Below are 19,621 nucleotides of genomic sequence, written 5' to 3'. Positions count from 1 at the left end.
TCGAGAGGCAACCGGGCGGCAACCTGGTCGCGGAGTTTGCGACAATGGTCCGGTCGATTTCCCAGCTCACCGAAGGATGCCTGTACCACCGATGGCCGAAAGCATGATTGATCCGGACGAGCTCGCGACCTGTCTGCGGGTACTGGACCAGGCCGGGCAGCTGGAAAAGGAGCATCCCGACTCGGTGGCGGTGCAGCGCGCGGTCGGCCACATGTTCAAGAAGCTCAAGCAGCGCCGCCGGATCGAGGCCAGGACGGCCGTAGCCGACGCCGACCGCGAGGTCATCGCCGCGACGGCCACCGGATCGCCGCAGCGGATCGATGACGAGACCGCGGGCATCCCGCTCGCCTCGAACGCGCGCGGCGCGACCGCGGGCACGCTGATCCGGGCGCGTCCCTGCTACATCTGCAAGCAGCCGTACACGCAGGTCGACGCCTTCTATCACCAGCTGTGCCCGGAATGCGCCGCGAGCAGCCACACCAAGCGGGACGCCCGTACCGATCTGACCGGTCGCCGCGCGCTGCTCACCGGCGGGCGCGCCAAGATCGGCATGTACATCGCGCTGCGGCTGCTGCGCGACGGCGCGCACACCACCATCACCACCCGTTTCCCGAACGACGCCATCCGCCGCTTCGCCGCCATGGACGACAGCCCGGAGTGGCTGCACCGGCTGCGCGTGGTCGGCATCGACCTGCGCGATCCGGCGCAGGTGGTCGCGCTCGCCGATGACGTCGCGGCGCAGGGGCCGCTCGACATCCTGATCAACAACGCCGCGCAGACCGTGCGCCGCTCCCCCGGCGCCTACAGTGCGCTGGTCGACGCCGAGTCCGGTCCGCTGCCCGCCGGCGCGCTGCCCGATGTGGTGACGTTCGGCAAGACGATGCAGGCGCACCCCACCGCCCTCACCGCCTCGCTCACCCCGACGCTGTCCGCCGCCGACGTCGCCGAGCTCGCACTGGTTGCGGGATCGGCTACGCCCGAACGCATTTCGCGTGGCGTGGCAATCGATGCCGGTGGGCTGGTGCCGGATCTGGCGCACACCAACAGCTGGGTGCAGACCGTCGCCGAGGTCGACCCGACCGAGCTTCTCGAAGTGCAGCTGTGCAATTCGGTCGCGCCGTTCATTCTGGTCTCGCGGCTGCGCCCGACCATGGCCGCCGCCGCGGCACGGCGCAAGTACATCGTGAATGTGTCGGCGATGGAGGGCCAGTTCGCCCGCGCCTACAAGGGGCCGGGCCACCCGCACACCAATATGGCCAAGGCCGCGCTGAACATGCTGACCCGCACCAGCGCGGGCGAAATGCTCGAAGCCGACGGCATTTTGATGACCGCTGTCGACACCGGCTGGATCACCGACGAGCGCCCGCACTACACGAAGGTCCGGCTCGCCGAAGAAGGCTTCCATGCGCCCCTCGATCTGGTCGACGGCGCGGCACGCGTGTACGACCCGATCGTTCAGGGTGAGGACGGCGTCGATATCTACGGCTGCTTCCTGAAGGACTACCGGCCTTCGCCCTGGTAATCCCGTCGTGTCCCAGGCAGAATCGGCCGCGTACCGACCTGACTAAGGGGCGACATGGTGAATCAAACTGGGCTCGGCGCGATTGTGCGCGATCGGCTGCCGTTCCTTCGCTGGTCGTTCATTCGAATGGGGCTCGGCATGGGCAGCGTGCTGCGCACCGGGCAGGTGGGCGACGGTCGCGAGCAGGCCTTGCTGGACCACGTCCGCGCCACGGCCACGGCGGGCGATCCGGACAGTGTGCTCGCCGCGATCGACGACTTCGCCCGTAATCGCAGCCTGCTGATGAACATCGGCGACGAAAAGGGTCTGATTCTGGACAAGGCCATCGCGCGTGCCGACCCGATTTTGCTGCTGGAGCTGGGCGCTTACTGCGGGTACAGCGCGGTGCGCACCGGTCGGGCAATGCCTGCTACCGCGCGCCTCGTTTCGGTGGAGGCCAGCCCCGAGAACGCCGAAATCGCCCGCGCGGTGATCGAGCACGCGGGTTTTGCCGACCGGATCACCGTGGTGCACGGCAGGATCGGCGATGGCGGCGCGACCATGCGGCACCTCGCCATCGAGCACGGCTTCGCCCCTGGCGCACTGGATTTCGTCTTCGTCGACCACCTGAAGACCGCGTATCTCCCGGATCTGAAGTCGATCTTGGCCGCGAGTTGGCTGCGTCCGGGATCGATCGTGGTGGCCGACAACGTCCGTGTCCCCGGCGCCCCGGCTTACCGCCGCTATATGCGTGACCACGAAGCTTCGAAGTGGCGCACCACCGAGCACAAGACCCACCTCGAATACCAATCCTTGGTCCCCGACCTCGTGCTCGAGTCCGAATACCTCGGCTGACGGCTACGCTGGTGGGGTGCTGTATCGGCTGCTGGCCGATGCCACCGCCGCCGCGCATTTCGTGTTCGTGGCGTATGTGGTAGTCGGCGGGTTCATCGCGTGGCGCTGGCCGCGCAGTATCTGGCTGCACTTGATCGCGTTCTGCTGGGGGTTCAGCACGGTTTTGTTCGGGATCGATTGTCCGCTCACGCATTTGGAGAATTGGGCGCGGCATCGAGCCGGTGAGGCCGGGTTGCCGTCGAGCGGGTTCATCGATCACTACATCACCGGGGTGATCTATCCGGAGAGTGCGCTCGGGTTGGTGCGGGTGCTCGTCGCGGTGTGTGTCGCGGTGTCCTGGATGGGGTATGGATGGCTGCGGCGGCGGGCAGCCGGGTCGACCACCCGCCTGCAGGCATCCCACTAGTTAAACGTCCGAAACAGGTTGGGCTAGTAACAGTTTCATGCGCGCGAGCGGTCTCTGGCGAGATGTTCCGTGATGACCTCGGCAACCTCGGCGGGGCGTTCGTCGAGATAGAAATGACCGCCGGGGAACGTTGTGCGATCGAAGGTTCCGGTGGTGAAGTCGCGCCACTCGTCGGCCTGGTCCGGTGTCACGGTGGGGTCTTCGGTGCTGACGAAGGCGGCGATATCGGCGGCCAGCGGGTCGCCCGGGGTGTACCGGTACGTCTCGACAGCCTGGTAGTCGGCGCGCACGGCGGGCAGCACCAATTCCGCGAGACTCGGTTCGTCACGCAGCATTTGGATCGGCGCGGGATCGGCCGCCAAACGCTCCAGTTCCGCGATCAGGTCGTCGTCGGTTCCGAGGTGCACGCGCTGCGTCTCCACGAAAGTCGGTGCGGGACGGCCGGAGACGAACAGCATCGGCACCGGTTGACCCTTGCGCTCCAGTCGTCGCACGGTTTCGAACGCGACTGTTGCACCCATGCTATGACCGAATAACGCTAGCCCAGCACCGATTCCGAGCCGCAGCACTTCTTCAGCAATCCGATCGGCGAGCGTATCGAGGTCGGTGATCGGCGTCTCGCCGAGCCGATCCTGGCGCCCCGGATACTGCACCGCGGCAACGACGATGCCCGCGCCGAAGCGTTGCGCCAAATCTCGGTAAGCGGTGGCCGGACCGCCGCCTGGCGGGAAACACAGCAGGTGGTGCCGGGGAGTCGCCTCGGATCGCAGGATCCGCAGCCAGTCACCGGGCTCGAAGGTTCGGCCCATGTAGATCTCCTTCTCAGACGGAACTATTACGCTCTTTCGCGTGAACGCGCACATACGGCTGGTCCACGACTATGAAGCCGGAATCGGTGTCACCCCCTCTGTCATTACGCCGTCTCCCGAGCCGGGCAGCAATCTGGCTGCGACACTGCCGGTCTGGTCGCTGGCCGCCGGGTCGGTCGCCACGCTGATCGCCGCGGCGAACCGGATCCGCGGCATCCGCGGCCTGGACCCGGTGGCGCACCGCATCGACCCCGCGCGCATCACGGCGGCGTTCTGTAGTGAACGCTTACTCCGGATCAATGGTCACCCCGCGAAGATGTTCGGCGACCTCTCCGGATTCTTCCCCACCTTCGACGGGTGGGTCCGCACCCACGCCAACTACCCGCACCATCGCGACCGACTGCTCGCGGCGCTGGGCCTGCCCTACGACGCCCCCTTCGATCTCGCCGTCGCGCATATGGCGATGAGCCGCGCGGCCGACATCGAGGAGCACGCCGCCGCGCACGGGGCGATCGCGGTCCGCGTCCGCACCGAGCAGGAGTGGGCGGGCAGCGCCGAGGGCTGGGCCGCCGCGTCCGGGCCGCTGGTCGCGATCGAGACGCGCGCCGACCGCGGCGAGCCGGGATTGCCGGTCGGCGCGGCGCCGTTCCAACCGCTGCGCGGGCTTCGGGTGCTCGATCTGACCCGGGTGATCGCCGGACCGGTCGCGACCCGCACCTTGGCACTGCTCGGCGCGGACGTGCTGCGGGTGGATCCGCCGCAGATGCCCGAGATACCTTGGCAGTACGCCGACACCTGCCAAGGTAAACGCTCCACGCTGGTGGATCTGTGGACGCAACTGCCGCTGGTTCGTGATCTGCTGGCGTCGGCCGATGTGCTGGTCACCGGATACCGGCCGGGGGCGCTGGAACGCGCGGGTCTCATTGCCGCCATGCGTCCCGGCTTGGTGCACGGCCGGGTCAGTGCCTGGGGTGAAGACGGGCCCTGGGGTGGGCGGCGCGGATTCGACAGCATCGTGCAGGCGGCGTCCGGGATTTCGATCGCCGAGGGCGCGCCCTCCGTGCCGAGCACGCTGCCCGCGCAAGCTCTCGACCATGCCTCCGGTTATCTGCTCGCGGCGGGCGTGATCGACGCGCTGGTCGCCCGAGCATCGGACGGAATCGGCCGCGACGTGCGAGTTGCCTTGGCCCGCACCGCCTCCTGGCTGCTCGCAGCCCCGGACCGTACGCCGCGGCACCCTCCCGCCGCTCTACCCGACCCGACCGATGTGATGTCCACTGGCGACGTCATCACGGCGACGCCCGCCATCGCCGAATACCCGGCCTACAACTGGCCCGCCCCCACCTACGGCGGCGACCGACCCGCCTGGCCCCTGAAGACCCGCTAGGCAATCACCGCGCACCTCGTCGGACGCGCACGAATCAGCGCGATGCGCACGGATCAGCCAGCAATCCCGTGCGCATCGCACCACTTTGTGCGCCGCAGTCACCCCAGAGACCGTCCCGCCGCCACCGCAGCCGCACGCGCACACTTCAGCGGCACGCGCCCAGTTCAGCGGCACGCGCACGCATCGCCGACGAGCGCACGACTCAGCCAGCCCTTTCGTGCGCGTCACACCAAACGTGCGCGACGACTGGCCCGCTGACGCCGCGTACTCCTCGGCGGCACGCGCTCATTGCAGTGGCGAGCGCACGAATCAGGCAGCAATTGGATGCGCGTCGCGGTGAACTGTGCGCGTGGCTGATGCGAACCCTGCGGACAGGGGTGCGGCGGAGCGGCGGTTAGTCTCGTTGGGTGCGGCAGAAGATCATTATGGATGTCGATACCGGGGTCGACGATTCCCTTGCGCTGCTCTACCTCCTCGCGTCGCCGGAGGCGGAGATCATCGGGATCGCCTCGACCGCGGGGAATGTGCCTGCGCCGCAGGTGGCGGCTAACAATCTCGCGTGGCTGGACGTTTGCCGGGCGCCGGAGATCGAGGTCGCGCTCGGTGCCGCCGAGCCGCTGGCGATTCCGCTGCGCACCACCGAGGACACGCACGGGCCGCAGGGGGTCGGGTACGCCGAGCTGCCGCCCTCGTCGCGCGTTCTGTCGTCGCGTTCCGCCGCGCAGATGTGGGTCGATCTGGTGCGGGCGCATCCCGGTGAGATCGTCGGGTTGTGCACGGGGCCCCTGACCAATCTGGCGCTGGCCCTTCGGCTGGAACCCGCGCTGCCGACGTTGTTGCGCAGGCTGGTGATCATGGGTGGCGCGTTCAATCATCCCGGCAACACCACACCCACGAACGAGTGGAACGTGCACGTGGATCCGGAGGCGGCCAAGGAAATCTTCGACGCCTTCTCCGCGGCACCGCCGGACCGCAGGCCGATCGTCTGTGCGCTCGACATCACCGAGACCATCGAGATGCGGCCGAAACACCTGTCACTGCTCGCCGAGCGCGCGGGCAGCCTTCCCGTGGAGACGGTTTCGGAAACCGATCCGCCCGAGGCCAGGTCGGCAGCGAGCAATCCGATTGTCCGGCATGCCACCGACGCGGTGCGGTTCTACTTCGACTTCCACCGGCTCTACGATCTCGGCTACCTCGCGCACATGCACGACCCGTTCGCGGCGGCGGTCGCGCTCGACCCCCCGCTCGCGGTCACCCGCCCGGCGACGGTCGATGTCGAGCTCGTCGGAACACTGACGCGGGCGACCACCGTGGCAGACTGGGCGGGCATGTGGGGTCGAGAACCCAACGCGGACATCGTGATCGGCACCGATCAGGAGTTGTTCTTCGATCGGCTGATCACCAGGGTCGGCGACTTCGCGCGGACGGTATACCCGCCGAATGTGTGAGACAGGAGCGGCCGTGCACGGCGACCAGGACGACAACACCTACCTCGCCGAGTTCCGCGATCGGCTCGGCTTGCCCGGAATCATCGACGTGCACACGCATTTCATGCCGGAACCGGTGATGCAGAAGGTGTGGGCCTACTTCGATTCGGCCGGTCCGCTCACCGCCCGCACCTGGCCCATCGCCTACCGGGACGACGAGCAAGTCAGGTTGAAGACGTTGCGCGGCTTCGGTGTTCGCGCGTTCAGCGCCCTGGTCTATCCGCACAAGCCGGAGATGGCGGCGTGGCTGAACGAGTGGACCGCCGAGTTCGCCGCGCGCACACCGGATTGCCTGCACACCGCCACGTTCTTCCCGGAGCCGGACGCCGGAACCTATGTCGCGGAGGCGATCCGACGCGGCGCCCAGGTGTTCAAGGTGCACGTCCAGGTCGGTCGCTTCGATCCCACTGATCCCCTGCTCGACCCGGTCTGGGAGTTGATCCAGCACGCGGGCATTCCGGTGGTGATCCACTGCGGATCCGGGCCCGTATCCGGCGAATTCACCGGACCGGCGCCCATTGCCGCGCTGCTGCGGCGGTTTCCGCGCCTGCCGTTGATCATCGCGCACATGGGCGCACCCGAGTACACCGAATTCTTCGACCTGGCGGAGCAATACCCGGACATCCGCTTCGACACCACCATGACGTTCACCGACTTCTTCGAGGAAGTAGACCCGTTCCCCGACACCGAACGCGGCAGACTGCGCTCCCTCGGCGACCGCATCCTCTTCGGCAGCGACTTCCCGAACATCCCCTACACCTACGGCCACGCCTTCTCCGCGCTGGAACGCCTCGACCTCGGCGACGACTGGTTGCGAAAGGTCTGCTACCAGAACGCCGCGGACTTGTTCGGTATCGAGTAGCCCGCCCCGCATCCGCTGCCCGAAATAGGCTGCGGCGCAACGGCGCACAATATCGTGCCCGGCGGATTCCGGCCGCCCGTTTTCGGCGTGGCGCGACCCTTGTGGCAGCCATGTGGAGAACCGGCGTGGATTGCGCTCTCGCCTACTCCGGGGGCTGACTGCTCACCTAGGCTGACGCGGTGCTTCGATTGCTTTTCCTTGTGCCACTGGCATGTTGGCTGCTGGCCGCCGAGAATTCGAAGGTCTGGCTTCGGGTGGGGGCCGTGCTTGCGGCGATCGCAACAGCTCGGTTCGTGATCAGTATGGGCTGGGTGCTGACGGAGGGGAAGCAATCGCTGATGTTGCTGTCGACCACTGCGGATTTCGCTGTTCTCGTTTGGGTGGTGCTGGCAAATAGGCGGACCGAAGGCCGACCGGTCCGGGTCAAGCTCGGACAGGTGCTCACCTCGGTTTTCTGCATGATCAGCGTGCTGTTCGCATTGCTGATTGTCTTGATCATGGGTGGTGAGCGGGCTCGGGTACCAAGCAGTGACGAGTTGTTGCCGCTGCCGGGCGGTCTGGTGGCGCTGGCGGATCGAGACAGCGGCTGCGGGGGTAATTCGTCGACGATCTGTCTGCGTGCCTTCGAAATCGAAAGCGCGGACGGCAGTTCCGATGTTCGAGTTGCCGAGCACGTTGCCCAGCATCTGAACGAGACGCGCGGCTGGAAACTCCGGTACTCCGAGTCGAGCCGAGGCTGGACTATGTGCCGCGAAGAGGGTTGGCCGCTGGAACGGCACACCCTATGTGTGAGTGTCAGTTCGCGCGAGGGCAAGGTCCTGGTGTACTTCGAGAGCTCGGCCCATAACTGAACTCAGTCGAGCAGCCGGATCGGGTTCTGCTGAAGCAGACCGGCGATAGGCATCGGATTCGCAGCGGGATAGGCTACCGCCCGGTAGTCACGAAGTGGTTGTGCATCGGATCTGTGGGGAGTGGGGGGCGTCATGTCTTGCCGTCGAATGGTTTTCGCGGGATTACTGGTGGGGGCGGTGGCCGTCGCGGGATGTGCCAACCGTCCGGAGGCGGTGACGGCGATCAGTAGCGCTGCTCCCACCACAACGGTCGCGCCGCGGCCGATGACCGACTATCTGGTGAGCAACGCCGATACGCCGGAGATCACCTACCTGCTGCCCGCTGCGGCCGATGCCGTCACGCTCGGCACCGTCGGTGTCGCCTCGGGCAAGAACACCCCGGAGTGCGCGGCGCGCAACGCGACCATTCCGATGGTCGCCGCCGATCCGCTGACGTCCGCGTTGGTCCGGGTCGAGACCGCTGACGGCAAGCCACGCTACGACGTACAGATCGCGGTGCTGAACCGGGTTGTCGACGTCGATGCGCTGGCCTCGACCATGCGGGCGTGCCCGGCCGTGAACATCTCGGTGCGCAACCCTGATGGGTCGGATCAAGCCATCGACTGGGAGGTGCCCGCGGTCAAGGACATCGCCGGGGTGGGTTCGGTGCGGGAGATGTCCTACATCCGGGAACTGGGCAACAAGAGCGCCGGCAGTGCGCTCGCGGCTGCCGTCGTGCGTTTCGTGGCAGTTGGCAAGCACACGGTGGTCGAATTCATCAGCGGCAACATCGGCTCCTACCGGCCCGAACTGTCTACCGAGAGTATCGCTTTGGCGGATCGACTACTGTCCGCGCAGGTGGCCAAGCTGAAGCGCTGACCTGCGGTCAGCGGCTACCGATGCTCGGTTCGAGGGACGCGGCGACCCGCTGTGCGCTTGGGCAGTCATCCGCCTCGTGGTAGGTGACATTGATGCTCAAGACCCCGGTGGCGGTACGGAGGTTGACCGCGCAACCGAATATGGTCTGCGGGCCCACATACGCATCGCGACCGTTGACCTTGGTGATAGTAGGTGCCTGCCCTCCTGGCCGGTTGACAACCGACTGCGCCGAAGCGAGATAGGACTCGTAGGTCCGAACACCAGCCGTAGCGTTGGGATGCTCGAAATCCAAGCTACCCAAGCCACCCCCCGAGGAGATCTTGCAGCTCACCGAGTAGCCGCCAATGGTCTCGACGACCTTCTTCGTGGCGGGATCGAACCCGGCGCCTCGGATCGCACTGTCCGCGATTTCCTTACACGGATCGAACATCCCCGTCGGCGTGCTCGCCGAGGCCGAACAGCCACTCACCGCCCCAAGCGCAAGACCGGCAACGACGACACCAACCAGACTTATCCGCACGTATCCCCCGTAAGTCCTTTGTACACAACAGTTCTGGCCAACAGAGCCGATCCGGCTGCAACCTTACCGACCACGCAGTCTCGTACTCAAATCGGCAACCGGACCGCGACGGTGCACTCAGAGTGCGGCGACGGTGAATCTGATCCGAGGATGGGCGGGCTGCTCGGCTTCGTCGAGTAGGGCGACGGCGAAGTCCTCCATCGAGATGGTCGAGGTGCCGTCGGGGCGGGTGAGTAGTTCATCGGTGCCCGAGCGGTAGGTGCCGGTGCGCTCGCCAGGGATCAGTTCGGCCGGTGGGCTCAAATAGGTCCAGTCCGCGACGGTTTCGGCTCGGCACAGTGCGAGCTGGTTTGCGCATGCTTTGGCGATCGCTCGGAATTCCGTTGGGAAATTGGGGGTTTCATGCAAGGTCGCACCGTCAGTGCCCGGTACGAGCAAGGTGGCTGCGCCGCCAACGACGAGCAGGCGGACGCCGGTGTGGGCCAACGCCTTCAGCAGCACCGCGGTGATCTCGGGCAGTTCGTGCTCCTGACCGGACGGCGGCCGGGTCGCGGTGATCACGAGATCCTTTCCGGTACTGAGGGTTACGACGTCATCGAGATCGGCCGCATCACCGATTCTGACCTCGGCTGCGGCGGGCACGGCGGCCGCGCGGGCCGGGTCTCGGATTACGGCGACAACTTCGTGACCGCGCGACAACGCCTCGGCCACTACCCGACTGCCCACGTCACCTGTCGCGCCGAACACCGTGATGCGCATGATTCGTACTCCTCTAGATCCGTTCCGGTTGCTTAGCTCTAAGTAACTTAGCTTAGCGCTGAGTAATTCCCGCATGAGATACCTCACCGCTGAGACATTCGCTAGAGTGCGGGGGTGACCGATCACGTCGACCAGGTTCTCGCGCAATGGCAGGTCCAACGTCCCGACCTGGACGTTTCCCCCATGGCGGTGCTCGGGCGGCTGTCCAGGCTGACGCAACTCACCAGCGCCGAGATGCGTAAGACCTTTGCCGCGCACGGCCTCGACGCCGCGTCCTTCGATGTCCTGGCCACGCTGCGGCGCAGCGAACCGCCGCACAGCCTGACCCCGACCGAGCTGATGCATTCGGCGATGGTCACTTCCGGCGCCATCACCCAGCGCTTGGATCGCCTCGAGGAGCGCGGTTTGGTGCGGCGATCGCGCAGCGAATCCGATGGTCGCGGTATCAGCGTTCTGCTCACCGACGTGGGTCGCACCCTCATCGACGACGCCCTCCCCGACCATGTCGCGACCGAGGAGCGCCTGCTCGGTCCGCTCACCGCGAAGCAGCGGGCCGGGCTCGCGGACACGCTGCGTACCTTGCTCGAATCACTGGGCGACGCAACCTGATTCGTCGCCGGGCATGATCTTCCGGCCGAACTACGCGCGTCGCCTCAATCAACGCACGGGACGCCCAGTCAGGCCACGGACAGCCCTGCGACGAGGCTGCGGATGTAGTTGACGCGCCGCTCGGTGTCGATAACCTGCGCGCGATCGGTGATCCGAACCTGGGTCGCGTAGTAGAAACCGGGCCCTTGCACGCTGACCTGCACGAAGCCTTGGATCTTCTCCTCCTTGACGGCCAGGAACAGCAGCCCGAGCAGGCAAAAGACCATCAGGAGAACGGCCAGCACGATCGCGTACGACGGAATGCGCTGATCGACGCTCGTCTGATTGGTGACAATCCAGTTGGTACCCGCCAGCGGATGCTGCCCGGACGGCGTCATGACATGAGTCGCCGTGCACGCGACATCACCGACGGTCACCAGCACCGGCGCCGGAGCGGACGGATTCCACTGCGGCGGAGGAGGTTCCGGCCCGGGAATCCACGGCGGCCGAACCATGCCAGGTTCGGACGGTCGGGCAATCGCTTCATCGGACATCGCCAGCACCTCCTTCGCCCTGCGGAGGGAAGTCCCCCCGCAACACCTCAGCCGGCGAGTCCTCATCGCCGCGTCGTCGCCAGCTGAGGAACCTTCCAATCTACTACTCGTCAATGCCGCTCGACAACTAGCAGTCGGTCAGCAAATAGATCGGACACGATCGTTTGCACAGGTAGAGCTGCTGACCGAACGGCGGACAGGTCACAACCTCGGCCGGTGGGCGACCGATCAGCGCCGGGCGTTGGCTCGGACGACGAATAGCCACGACCAAACGCTCGACATAGGTCGCTGGTCTATCTAGACTGTCCAGATGGGGATGCGACAGTTAAAGCAGGAGGCGGACACGGTGCAGTGGCAGGTTCAGGAGGCCAAGCAACGGTTCTCCGAGATGCTGCGCGCGGCAGAATCGGAAGGGCCGCAAACGATCACCCGACACGGCGATGCGGTGGCGGTGGTCATCGATATCAACGAGTACCGCAGGCTGATGCGGCCGGACATCAGCTTTGTCGACCATCTCCTGGTGACGTTCTCGGGGCTCGGCGATGAGGTCGCCGACGTGCTGGACGAGGTCGAGAGCGAGCGACAGCACAGCCTGCCCCGCGATGTCGATTTGTTCGACGACACAGCGGGCTAGCGAGGTGGAGTCGTGAGTTACCTCATCGACACCAACGTCCTGTCCGAAGTGATGCGTCCGAAACCCGCCCCCGCGGTCCTCGACTGGTTCACTCGAGCTCGCCTCGCCGATCAGTGGATGAGCGTGATCACCATCGGTGAACTTCGCCGTGGCGTCGCGCTGCTGCGACATCGAGGAGGCATAGCGCGGGCGGAGAAGTTCGAGCAGGCGATCGCCGACATCGAAACCAGGCACGGCGACCGGATCCTGCCGGTCACCACCGAGGTCGTCCGGGTGTGGGCGCGCATCAGCGTTCGCCCGATCGACATTGCCGACGGGCTTATCGCGGCGACCGCCGTGACTCATGGCCTCGCGGTGGTCACCCGGAATGTGAAGCACTTCGAGGAGACCGGGGCTGCGGTGATCAACCCCTTCGGGTGAGGGTCAGCGGGTGTCGAAGGCGCGGAGGAGTTCTTCGGCGGCCAGGGCGGCGGTGAGGGTGCCGTCGCGGACCTGCTTTTCTACCTGGGCGCGAATGGCTTTCACGTTGGGGTTGTCGGACAGGCGGCGCAGGAGTTGGTCGTGCACCATGGTCCAGGTCCAGTTGATCTGCTGGCGGCGGCGCTTCTCGTCGAATTCGCCGGCGTCGGTGAGGACGCGGCGGTGTTCGAGGACGGTGGACCAGAACTTGTCCAGGCCGATGCCTTCCAAGCCGCTCATGGTGAGTACCGGTGGGCGCCACAGGGCGTCGTGCGGGTGGATGAGGCGTAGCGCGCCCGCTAATTCGCGGGCGGCGGACTTGGCTTCCAGCTCGTGCTTGCCGTCGGCCTTGTTGACCGCGACCAGATCAGCGAGCTCCAGCACGCCTTTCTTGATGCCCTGCAACTGATCTCCGGTGCGGGCCAGCGTGAGGAAGCAGAAGACATCGACCATGTTCGCGACGGTGACCTCGGATTGGCCGACACCGACGGTCTCCACCAAGATCACGTCATACCCGGCGGCTTCGAGCAGCACGATGGTCTCGCGGGTCGCCTTGGCCACGCCACCGAGGGTGCCCGCGGTCGGCGACGGACGGATATAAGCGTTGCGCTCCACCGAAAGTCGCGCCATCCGGGTCTTGTCGCCGAGGATCGAGCCACCGGTCCGGGTGGACGACGGATCGACCGCGAGTACCGCGACCCGATGCCCCTTGCCGATCAGATCCATGCCGAGCGCGTCGATGAACGTCGACTTGCCGACACCCGGAACACCGGTGATGCCAACACGATTCGACACCACCGCGGTCTCGGAACTGTGCTTGTCCGGCGTCAGCTTCAGCAACAGCTGCTGCGCCAGATCCCGATGATCCGCCCGCGTCGACTCCACCAACGTGATCGCCCGCGCCAGGGCGGCCCGCTCCCCCGCCCGCACAGCCTTCGCCATCGCATCGACGTCGATGGCCCGACTCCGCTCCGCTCGCGCCGGAGCAACGGAATGCTCGCTCATTCGGCCTCGGCGGAATCCCCGGCCCCGCTGCCGCTTTCGGCGGACAACTCCGGGTGGCCGAGCTCGGTGGCGAGCTTCTTCAGCAGGTCGATCGCGGCGTCGGCGATGACGGTGCCCGGCGGGAAGATCGCCGCGGCACCGGCCTCGTACAGCGCGTCGAAGTCACCGGGCGGGATGACACCGCCGACGATGACCATGATGTCGGGTCGCCCCGCATCGGCCAGCGCCTGCCGCAGGGCGGGCACCAGCGTGAGGTGGCCGGCCGCCAGCGAGGACACGCCGACGACGTGCACGTCGTTGTCCGCCGCCTGTTGCGCCACCTCTTCGGGGGTCTGGAACAGCGGGCCCACGTCCACGTCGAAGCCGAGGTCGGCGAAGGCGGTGGCGATCACCTTCTGGCCGCGGTCGTGGCCGTCCTGCCCCATTTTCGCGACGAGGATACGCGGGCGGCGACCTTCCGCCTCGGCGAACTCCTCGACGAGATCGCTCGCCTTGGTGATGTTGCTGACCCTCCCTGCCTCGTCGCGGTACACACCGGAGAGGGTACGGATCTCGGCCTGGTGACGGCCGTATACCTGCTCCAGCGCGTCGGAGATCTCGCCGACGGTGGCCTTGGCGCGCGCGGCGTTGATAGCCAGGGCCAGCAGGTTGTTCTCCATGCCGCCTTCGGAAGAACGTGCGGCACGCGTCAATTCGGCCAACGCACGTTCTACCTCGGCCGAATCCCGGTCGGCGCGCAGCTGGCGCAGCTTCTCGATCTGCTCGGCACGCACCCGCGAGTTCTCGACCTTGAGGACCTCGACCTGCTGGTCCTCCTCGGCCTGGTACTTGTTGATGCCGATCACCGGCTGCTGGCCGGTATCGATCCGCGCCTGGGTGCGCGCCGCGGCCTCCTCGATGCGCAGCTTCGGGATGCCCTCACCGATCGCCTGCGCCATGCCGCCGTGGGCTTCCACCTCGGCGATGTGCGCGCGGGCCCGGTTGGCCAGCTGGTGGGTCAGCCACTCGACGTAATACGAACCGCCCCAAGGGTCAACGGGGCGGGTGGTTTTCGATTCCTGCTGGATGAGCAGCTGGGTGTTGCGCGCGATGCGGGCGGAGAAGTCCGTCGGCAGCGCGAGGGCCTCGTCCAAGGCGTTGGTGTGCAGCGACTGGGTGTGCCCCTGGGTCGCGGCCATCGCCTCGATGCAGGTGCGCGCGACGTTGTTGTAGGCGTCCTGCGCGGTCAGCGACCAGCCCGAGGTCTGCGAATGAGTGCGTAGCGACAGCGATTTCGAGCTCTTCGGCTCGAACTTCGCGACCAGCTCGCTCCACAGCAGCCGCCCGGCGCGCAGCTTGGCGACCTCCATGAAGAAGTTCATGCCGATGGCCCAGAAGAACGACAGCCGCGGCGCGAACTTGTCCACCTCCATGCCCGCGTCGATACCTGCCCGGATGTACTCGACGCCGTCGGCGAGGGTGTAGGCCAGCTCCAGGTCGGCGGTAGCACCGGCCTCCTGAATGTGGTAGCCGGAGATGGAGATCGAGTTGAACTTCGGCATCTTGGCACTGGTGTAGGCGAAGATGTCGGAGATGATCCGCATCGAGGGCTTGGGCGGGTAGATGTAGGTGTTGCGGACCATGAACTCCTTCAGAATGTCGTTCTGAATGGTTCCGGCCAGCAGCTCCGGTCCGACGCCTTGTTCTTCTGCCGCAACGACATACAGCGCGAGGATCGGCAGCACCGCGCCGTTCATCGTCATCGACACGCTGACCTGGTCGAGCGGGATGTGGTCGAACAGCTGACGCATGTCGAGGATGGAATCGATGGCCACACCGGCCATGCCGACGTCACCCTGTACTCGCGGGTGGTCGGAGTTGTAACCGCGGTGGGTGGCGAGGTCGAAGGCGACCGAGAGGCCCTTCTGCCCGGCCTGAAGGTTGCGGCGGTAGAACGCATTCGAGTCCGCGGCGGTGGAGAAGCCCGCGTACTGGCGGATGGTCCACGGCTGGTTGACGTACATCGTCGGGTAGGGGCCGCGCACGAACGGCGCGACGCCGGGCACGCTGTCGAGCGGATAGCCCTCGGCCACAACGCCGTCCCGGTCGGCTTTGGTGAACACCGGTGGCACGTCGATGCCTTCGGGTGTCGACCACACCAGCTGTTCGGGTGCGTAGTGGTTGGCCGTCGCCGCTTCACGCACGTAGGCATCGATCTGGGTGGCATCCACCGCGGCGGGCTCGGGAGCCCGCTCGGTCAGCGGCACCTCGGCGAAATTGCCTATCACGTGCTTGATTTCACGGGAAGTCATCAGGCTCCCACCTTCTCCAGCAGGCCGGACAATGCGGCGACCGCATCGATCTTCGCCGCGAGGTATCCGTCCGGACGCTGCGCGTCGTCGAGCGCGGCGACCGCCTTGGCGGCACCGGCCAGCAACACCGTCGGCACCCCGGCGGCGCGCAATTGCGCCACCGCCGCACCGGCTTCCGTGCCGTAACGCTTGTCGGAACCGCACAGCACCGCGATCGGCGCACCGGATTCGGTTGCCGCCGCGGCGATTGCGTCCACTGCCAACGGTCCGGGATTGATGGACTCGATGCCACCGGAGGCCAGCAGGTTCGCGATGAAGGTCACTCGAACGTTGTGTTCGGCGACCGAACCGAGCGGCACCAGCAGCGCTTTCGGGCGCACACCGTGCTCGGCCAGATAGGCGTCGGAGCGGTTGCGCAGCGCCTCGAACGTGGCACCGTAGCGAGCCACCCGATCGTCCTGACGCGCCGCCTCGGACAGCGGACGTTCGGCCAGGTTCGGGAACTCGTTCACCCCGGTGACGGAGGTCTTCCGGTGCGCGACATCGGAATCGCGCGCCGCCTTCGTGGCGGCTATGCACTCTGCGAGCAGACCGGAGTCGAGGGCGGCGAGATAGCCACCGGCCGCCTCGATCTCCTGCATGAACTCCCACGCCTTCGCGGCGAGCGCGCCGGTCAGGTCCTCCACGTACCAGGAGCCCGCACCCGGGTCCTGCACGAAGCCGAGGCGGGATTCCTCGAGCAGCAGCAGCTGGGTGTTGCGAGCCATGCGGTCCGCGAACGACTTCGAGACGCCGAGTTCGCCGGGGGGCAGCGCCGAATCGAAGGTCAGCACGGCGACCGCGTCCGCCCCGCCGACGCCGGCGCCGAACGCCGCGAGGGTGGTGCGGAGCAGGTTTACCCACGGGTCGCGCTGGGTCATCATGGCCGCGGAGGTCACCGCGTGCTGCGGTGCGCCGCCGAAATCCGGTGCCCCGCAGACGTGTGCGACGCGGGCCCAGAGTTGGCGTGCGGCCCGGAATTTGGCGACCGTGGCGAATTGGTCGTCGGTGGCGGCGAAGCGGAAGGTCAGCTGCTCCAACGCATCCGCGATATCCAGGCCTTCGGTGAGGGCGCGCAGGTACTCCAGACCGGCGGCGACTGCGGCACCGAGCTCTTGAGCGTCGGAGGCGCCCGCATTGTGGAAGACGGTGCCGTCCACGGTGATTGCGCGCACGGTCTCGCCGCGCGCCACCGCGGTGGCCGCCAACGCCGCCGACTCCGCGAGCTCGATATCAGCGGTTCCGGCGAATCGGCTGGTGAGCGGTGCGGCGCCGAGCGAGACGTGAATGTCTTTGCGGGAGGCCGCGTCATAGCCGTCGAGCGCCGTGTACAGATGCGTAGCAGCCTCAGCAGTCGCCGTGCCCGCGTCCAGGGTCAGCGGCGCCAGGTCGAACAGCAGACCGGACAGGGCGACAGGCACGTCAGCCGCCGGAACGCCGCGTTCGCCGACGCCGAGCCACACGGCGCTGATGCCGTTGCCCAGACCGGCCATGATCTCCCGGTTGACGGCGGCCGCGTCGCTACCACCGAAGTGGGCGCTCACGTGCCAGCCGCGGTGCACGTCGCGGGTGGCGTCGCTGCCGCGGACGAAGGGGTAGGTGCCCGGCAGCGGCTGCTCGGGCAGCTCGTCCCTGCGGGTGTACAGCGGGGCGATGGTCAGCCCGTCGTAGGTCGTCTCGTCGAGCAGGTGCTCTGGTTCCTCCGGCAGTTCGGCGATCTCGACCCGCCGGACCTTCGCCAGTACCCCGGCCACGCCCTTGCGCCACGCGGCGAACTGCGGCACCGCATCGGTGCCCGCAGGCGCCGCTCCCGGTCCGGGCTCTGAAGCAATCGGCATAGCTTGCTGTTCCTCTTCCACTCGACTGCAGGCGCACTCGTGGTGTGTGCCGAAACCGCGGTATTCGCCCAGTTCAGCGACTACTTTGGTTAACGAGTATTCGTCCCGTTTCTTCTGATGCTAGCGGGACCTCGGTAACGCGTTGTCCCCTAGTACCACTACCACCCGGTAATCTTGCCCCGATGACCAGGCTGATCCGTGACCCGCGCGTGCTCGCGTCGATCATCGGCATTGCCGCGTTGTTCGTCATCGCGATGCTGGTCCCGCTGCCGAGCCCGCGGCAGATCCAGGACTGGGCCACCTCGGTCGGCCCGGTGTTTCCGTTGCTGTTCTTCGTAGTCCACGCGCTGGTGACGGTCGCGCCGATCCCACGCACCGTGTTCACGGTGAGCGCCGGGCTGCTGTTCGGTCCCGTGCTCGGCATCGCCCTTGCCGTCGGCGCGACAACGATCAGTGCCGCCCTCGCCATCCTGCTGGTGCGCGCGCTGGACCGTGAGCAGGTGGCGTCGCGCCTCACCCATCCGGCGGTGCGCGCCGTCGATGATCGGCTACAACGGCGCGGCTGGCTGGCGGTCGGCTCATTGCGGCTGATCGCGGCGGTGCCGTTCTCGGTGATCAACTACTGCTGCGGACTGTCCTCGATCCGCTTCTGGCCGTACATGATCGCCACTCTGGTCGGCGTGCTCCCCGGCACCGTCGGCACTGTCATCCTCGGCGACGCCCTCACCGGCACCACTCACCCTGCGCTGATCGTGTTCTCCGCCGTGCTGATTGCCGTCGGCGTGATCGGACTGGTGGTCGACGCGCGCTGGGGCACTCGAAGTGTCGCGCTGGTCGAGGAACCCGCTCCGGCGACAGTCCCCGAATAGCCCACCCCCTGCCCCCCGCAAGGACCCCTTCCGCGCTTTGCGGAATGCCCGTACGAGCTGTGGGGGACGAATCCGTCGAAACCCCAGCGCATCTGGGCAGTCAGTTCAGTCGACGGTCAATTCGATAGGGACGGCGATCACATCGACCATCGCGCCGTTGCGCAGAACGGTGACGGGGAGTTTGATGCCGATTGCGTCGGCGAACAGCTGTCGTTGAATACCTTGGGCGTCACGGACTTCGGCGCGGGCGACGCTCAGCACCAGGTCGCCGCGCCGGAGACCGGCTTGTTCGGCTGGGCCGCCGCGGACGACTTCCATGATGCGGACCCCGGCTGCCTGGCCGGTCCGAGCGGCGACGCTGGCGGGCAGTGGGGCAGGCATGCCGACGAGGCCTAGGTAGGCGCGGCGGACTCGGCCGTCGGTGTGCAGCGTGCCGATGATGCGGCGGGTCGTCGCGTTGATCGGGATCGCAAGGCCCAGACCGATTCCCGCGACGGCCGTGTTGATGCCGACCACGCGCCCTGCCGAATCCGACAGCGCACCACCGGAATTGCCGGGGTTGAGGGCAGCGTCGGTTTGGATCACGTCTTCGATTACGCGTCCGGCGCGGCGCGAGGCAACCGGGACAGCACGACCCAGCGCGCTCACTACCCCGGCGGTGACCGAACCGGCCAGTCCGAGTGGGCTGCCAACGGCGACAACCAGTTGACCGACGACGAGTTCATCCGCGTCGCCCAGCGTGACCGCTCCCGGCGCACCGTTGCGCGAACGCAGCACCGCCAGATCCGATAGTGGGTCGATCCCGACGACATCGAACTTGGCTTCCACCCCATCGGCGAACACCACTTCGCCGCCGTCGGCCGACCCGACGACGTGCGCGTTCGTCAGCATGAAGCCGTCGTCGGTGAACACGACCGCCGATCCGCTGCCCCGTCTGGTTCGCACGCTGGCCACGTGTGGGGTAACCGAGGCGGCCACCCTGATCACCGTGCGCGAATAGGCATCCATCGCAGCGTCATCGTCCACGTCGACCACCACCCCTGATTACA

Annotated in this window: 20 protein-coding genes; 12 read left to right on the top strand and 8 right to left on the bottom strand. The window is 66.8% G+C overall.

Annotated features, from left to right (window positions below; genetic code table 11):
- Positions 1-91: 91 nt before the first annotated feature.
- Genes ACQPW1_RS24225 through ACQPW1_RS24215 form a run of 3 tightly spaced genes read left to right on the top strand, consistent with a single transcriptional unit; the run spans position 92 to position 2,762 of the window.
- A complete protein-coding gene (locus tag ACQPW1_RS24225) occupies positions 92-1,522 on the top strand; it encodes an SDR family NAD(P)-dependent oxidoreductase (RefSeq protein ID WP_433665015.1) in 1,431 nt (476 codons plus the stop codon).
- A gap of 54 nt (positions 1,523-1,576) precedes the next feature.
- Entirely contained in the window at positions 1,577-2,356 is a 780-nt protein-coding gene (locus ACQPW1_RS24220) for an O-methyltransferase (protein WP_433665013.1), read from the top strand.
- Positions 2,357-2,372: 16 nt separating this feature from the next.
- Positions 2,373-2,762 carry a DUF2784 domain-containing protein gene (locus ACQPW1_RS24215; RefSeq protein ID WP_433665011.1) on the top strand — a complete coding sequence of 130 codons (390 nt, stop codon included), beginning with the start codon at positions 2,373-2,375 and terminating at the stop codon, positions 2,760-2,762.
- A 35-nt stretch (positions 2,763-2,797) separates the two neighbouring features.
- On the opposite strand, the gene ACQPW1_RS24210 is transcribed toward ACQPW1_RS24215, so the two are convergent.
- A complete protein-coding gene (locus tag ACQPW1_RS24210) occupies positions 2,798-3,571 on the bottom strand; it encodes a thioesterase II family protein (RefSeq protein ID WP_433665009.1) in 774 nt (257 codons plus the stop codon).
- A 40-nt stretch (positions 3,572-3,611) separates the two neighbouring features.
- On the opposite strand from ACQPW1_RS24210, the gene ACQPW1_RS24205 reads away from it, so the two are divergent.
- The 5 genes from ACQPW1_RS24205 to ACQPW1_RS24185 all read left to right on the top strand — a co-directional run bounded on the left by ACQPW1_RS24205 (position 3,612) and on the right by ACQPW1_RS24185 (position 9,016).
- Positions 3,612-4,958: a CoA transferase gene (locus tag ACQPW1_RS24205; protein ID WP_433665008.1), complete on the top strand. Its 1,347-nt coding sequence runs from the start codon at positions 3,612-3,614 to the stop codon at positions 4,956-4,958.
- Between the two features lie 407 nt (positions 4,959-5,365).
- The gene (locus ACQPW1_RS24200; RefSeq protein WP_433665006.1) at positions 5,366-6,406 is read left to right on the top strand and encodes a nucleoside hydrolase; all 1,041 of its coding nucleotides are present in this window, start codon (positions 5,366-5,368) and stop codon (positions 6,404-6,406) included.
- On the top strand, positions 6,399-7,307 hold the full coding sequence (locus tag ACQPW1_RS24195; protein ID WP_433665005.1) for an amidohydrolase family protein: 909 nt from the start codon (positions 6,399-6,401) through the stop codon (positions 7,305-7,307). The genes ACQPW1_RS24200 and ACQPW1_RS24195 overlap by 8 nt, the downstream gene beginning before the upstream one ends.
- Positions 7,308-7,486: 179 nt before the next feature.
- Positions 7,487-8,158 (top strand): hypothetical protein, encoded by a 672-nt coding sequence (locus ACQPW1_RS24190; protein ID WP_433665003.1) that lies wholly within the window; start codon positions 7,487-7,489, stop codon positions 8,156-8,158.
- Positions 8,159-8,290: 132 nt separating this feature from the next.
- Complete coding sequence (locus ACQPW1_RS24185) at positions 8,291-9,016, top strand: hypothetical protein (protein WP_433665001.1); 726 nt, start codon at positions 8,291-8,293, stop codon at positions 9,014-9,016.
- 7 nt (positions 9,017-9,023) lie between these two features.
- On the opposite strand, the gene ACQPW1_RS24180 is transcribed toward ACQPW1_RS24185, so the two are convergent.
- Together ACQPW1_RS24180 and ACQPW1_RS24175 are read right to left on the bottom strand one after the other, a co-directional pair.
- The gene (locus ACQPW1_RS24180) at positions 9,024-9,485 is read right to left on the bottom strand and encodes a DUF3558 family protein (protein WP_433664999.1); all 462 of its coding nucleotides are present in this window, start codon (positions 9,483-9,485) and stop codon (positions 9,024-9,026) included.
- 168 nt (positions 9,486-9,653) lie between these two features.
- A complete protein-coding gene (locus ACQPW1_RS24175; protein WP_433664997.1) occupies positions 9,654-10,295 on the bottom strand; it encodes an NAD(P)-dependent oxidoreductase in 642 nt (213 codons plus the stop codon).
- Between the two features lie 114 nt (positions 10,296-10,409).
- Between ACQPW1_RS24175 and ACQPW1_RS24170 the strand changes: the two genes are divergently transcribed.
- Positions 10,410-10,904: a MarR family winged helix-turn-helix transcriptional regulator gene (locus ACQPW1_RS24170; RefSeq protein ID WP_433664996.1), complete on the top strand. Its 495-nt coding sequence runs from the start codon at positions 10,410-10,412 to the stop codon at positions 10,902-10,904.
- 68 nt (positions 10,905-10,972) lie between these two features.
- Here the strand turns inward: ACQPW1_RS24170 and ACQPW1_RS24165 are convergent, their stop codons facing one another.
- Complete coding sequence (locus ACQPW1_RS24165; protein ID WP_433664994.1) at positions 10,973-11,437, bottom strand: hypothetical protein; 465 nt, start codon at positions 11,435-11,437, stop codon at positions 10,973-10,975.
- A 310-nt stretch (positions 11,438-11,747) separates the two neighbouring features.
- On the opposite strand from ACQPW1_RS24165, the gene ACQPW1_RS24160 reads away from it, so the two are divergent.
- Both ACQPW1_RS24160 and ACQPW1_RS24155 read left to right on the top strand, forming a co-directional pair.
- A complete protein-coding gene (locus tag ACQPW1_RS24160) occupies positions 11,748-12,071 on the top strand; it encodes a type II toxin-antitoxin system Phd/YefM family antitoxin (protein ID WP_433664992.1) in 324 nt (107 codons plus the stop codon).
- A gap of 12 nt (positions 12,072-12,083) precedes the next feature.
- Positions 12,084-12,491, top strand: a complete 408-nt coding sequence (locus tag ACQPW1_RS24155; protein WP_433664991.1) for a type II toxin-antitoxin system VapC family toxin — start codon at positions 12,084-12,086, stop codon at positions 12,489-12,491.
- A 3-nt stretch (positions 12,492-12,494) separates the two neighbouring features.
- On the opposite strand, the gene meaB is transcribed toward ACQPW1_RS24155, so the two are convergent.
- From meaB to ACQPW1_RS24140, 3 genes are read right to left on the bottom strand one after another with little or no spacing between them, the layout of a single operon-like run.
- Positions 12,495-13,535, bottom strand: coding sequence for a methylmalonyl Co-A mutase-associated GTPase MeaB (gene meaB, locus ACQPW1_RS24150; protein ID WP_433664989.1), 1,041 nt, complete (start codon positions 13,533-13,535; stop codon positions 12,495-12,497).
- On the bottom strand, positions 13,532-15,826 hold the full coding sequence (scpA, locus tag ACQPW1_RS24145) for a methylmalonyl-CoA mutase (RefSeq protein ID WP_433664988.1): 2,295 nt from the start codon (positions 15,824-15,826) through the stop codon (positions 13,532-13,534). The genes meaB and scpA overlap by 4 nt, the downstream gene beginning before the upstream one ends.
- Positions 15,826-17,703, bottom strand: coding sequence for a methylmalonyl-CoA mutase family protein (locus ACQPW1_RS24140; protein WP_433664987.1), 1,878 nt, complete (start codon positions 17,701-17,703; stop codon positions 15,826-15,828). The genes scpA and ACQPW1_RS24140 overlap by 1 nt, the downstream gene beginning before the upstream one ends.
- A gap of 182 nt (positions 17,704-17,885) precedes the next feature.
- Between ACQPW1_RS24140 and ACQPW1_RS24135 the strand changes: the two genes are divergently transcribed.
- On the top strand, positions 17,886-18,572 hold the full coding sequence (locus ACQPW1_RS24135) for a TVP38/TMEM64 family protein (protein ID WP_433664985.1): 687 nt from the start codon (positions 17,886-17,888) through the stop codon (positions 18,570-18,572).
- Positions 18,573-18,677: 105 nt separating this feature from the next.
- On the opposite strand, the gene ACQPW1_RS24130 is transcribed toward ACQPW1_RS24135, so the two are convergent.
- Complete coding sequence (locus ACQPW1_RS24130; protein WP_433665324.1) at positions 18,678-19,580, bottom strand: S1C family serine protease; 903 nt, start codon at positions 19,578-19,580, stop codon at positions 18,678-18,680.
- Positions 19,581-19,621 lie beyond the last annotated feature (41 nt).

It is taken from the genome of Nocardia sp. CA-128927, from assembly GCF_050955855.1.
GTDB lineage: Bacteria > Actinomycetota > Actinomycetes > Mycobacteriales > Mycobacteriaceae > Nocardia.
This window is presented reverse-complemented; position numbering and strand designations above follow the sequence as displayed.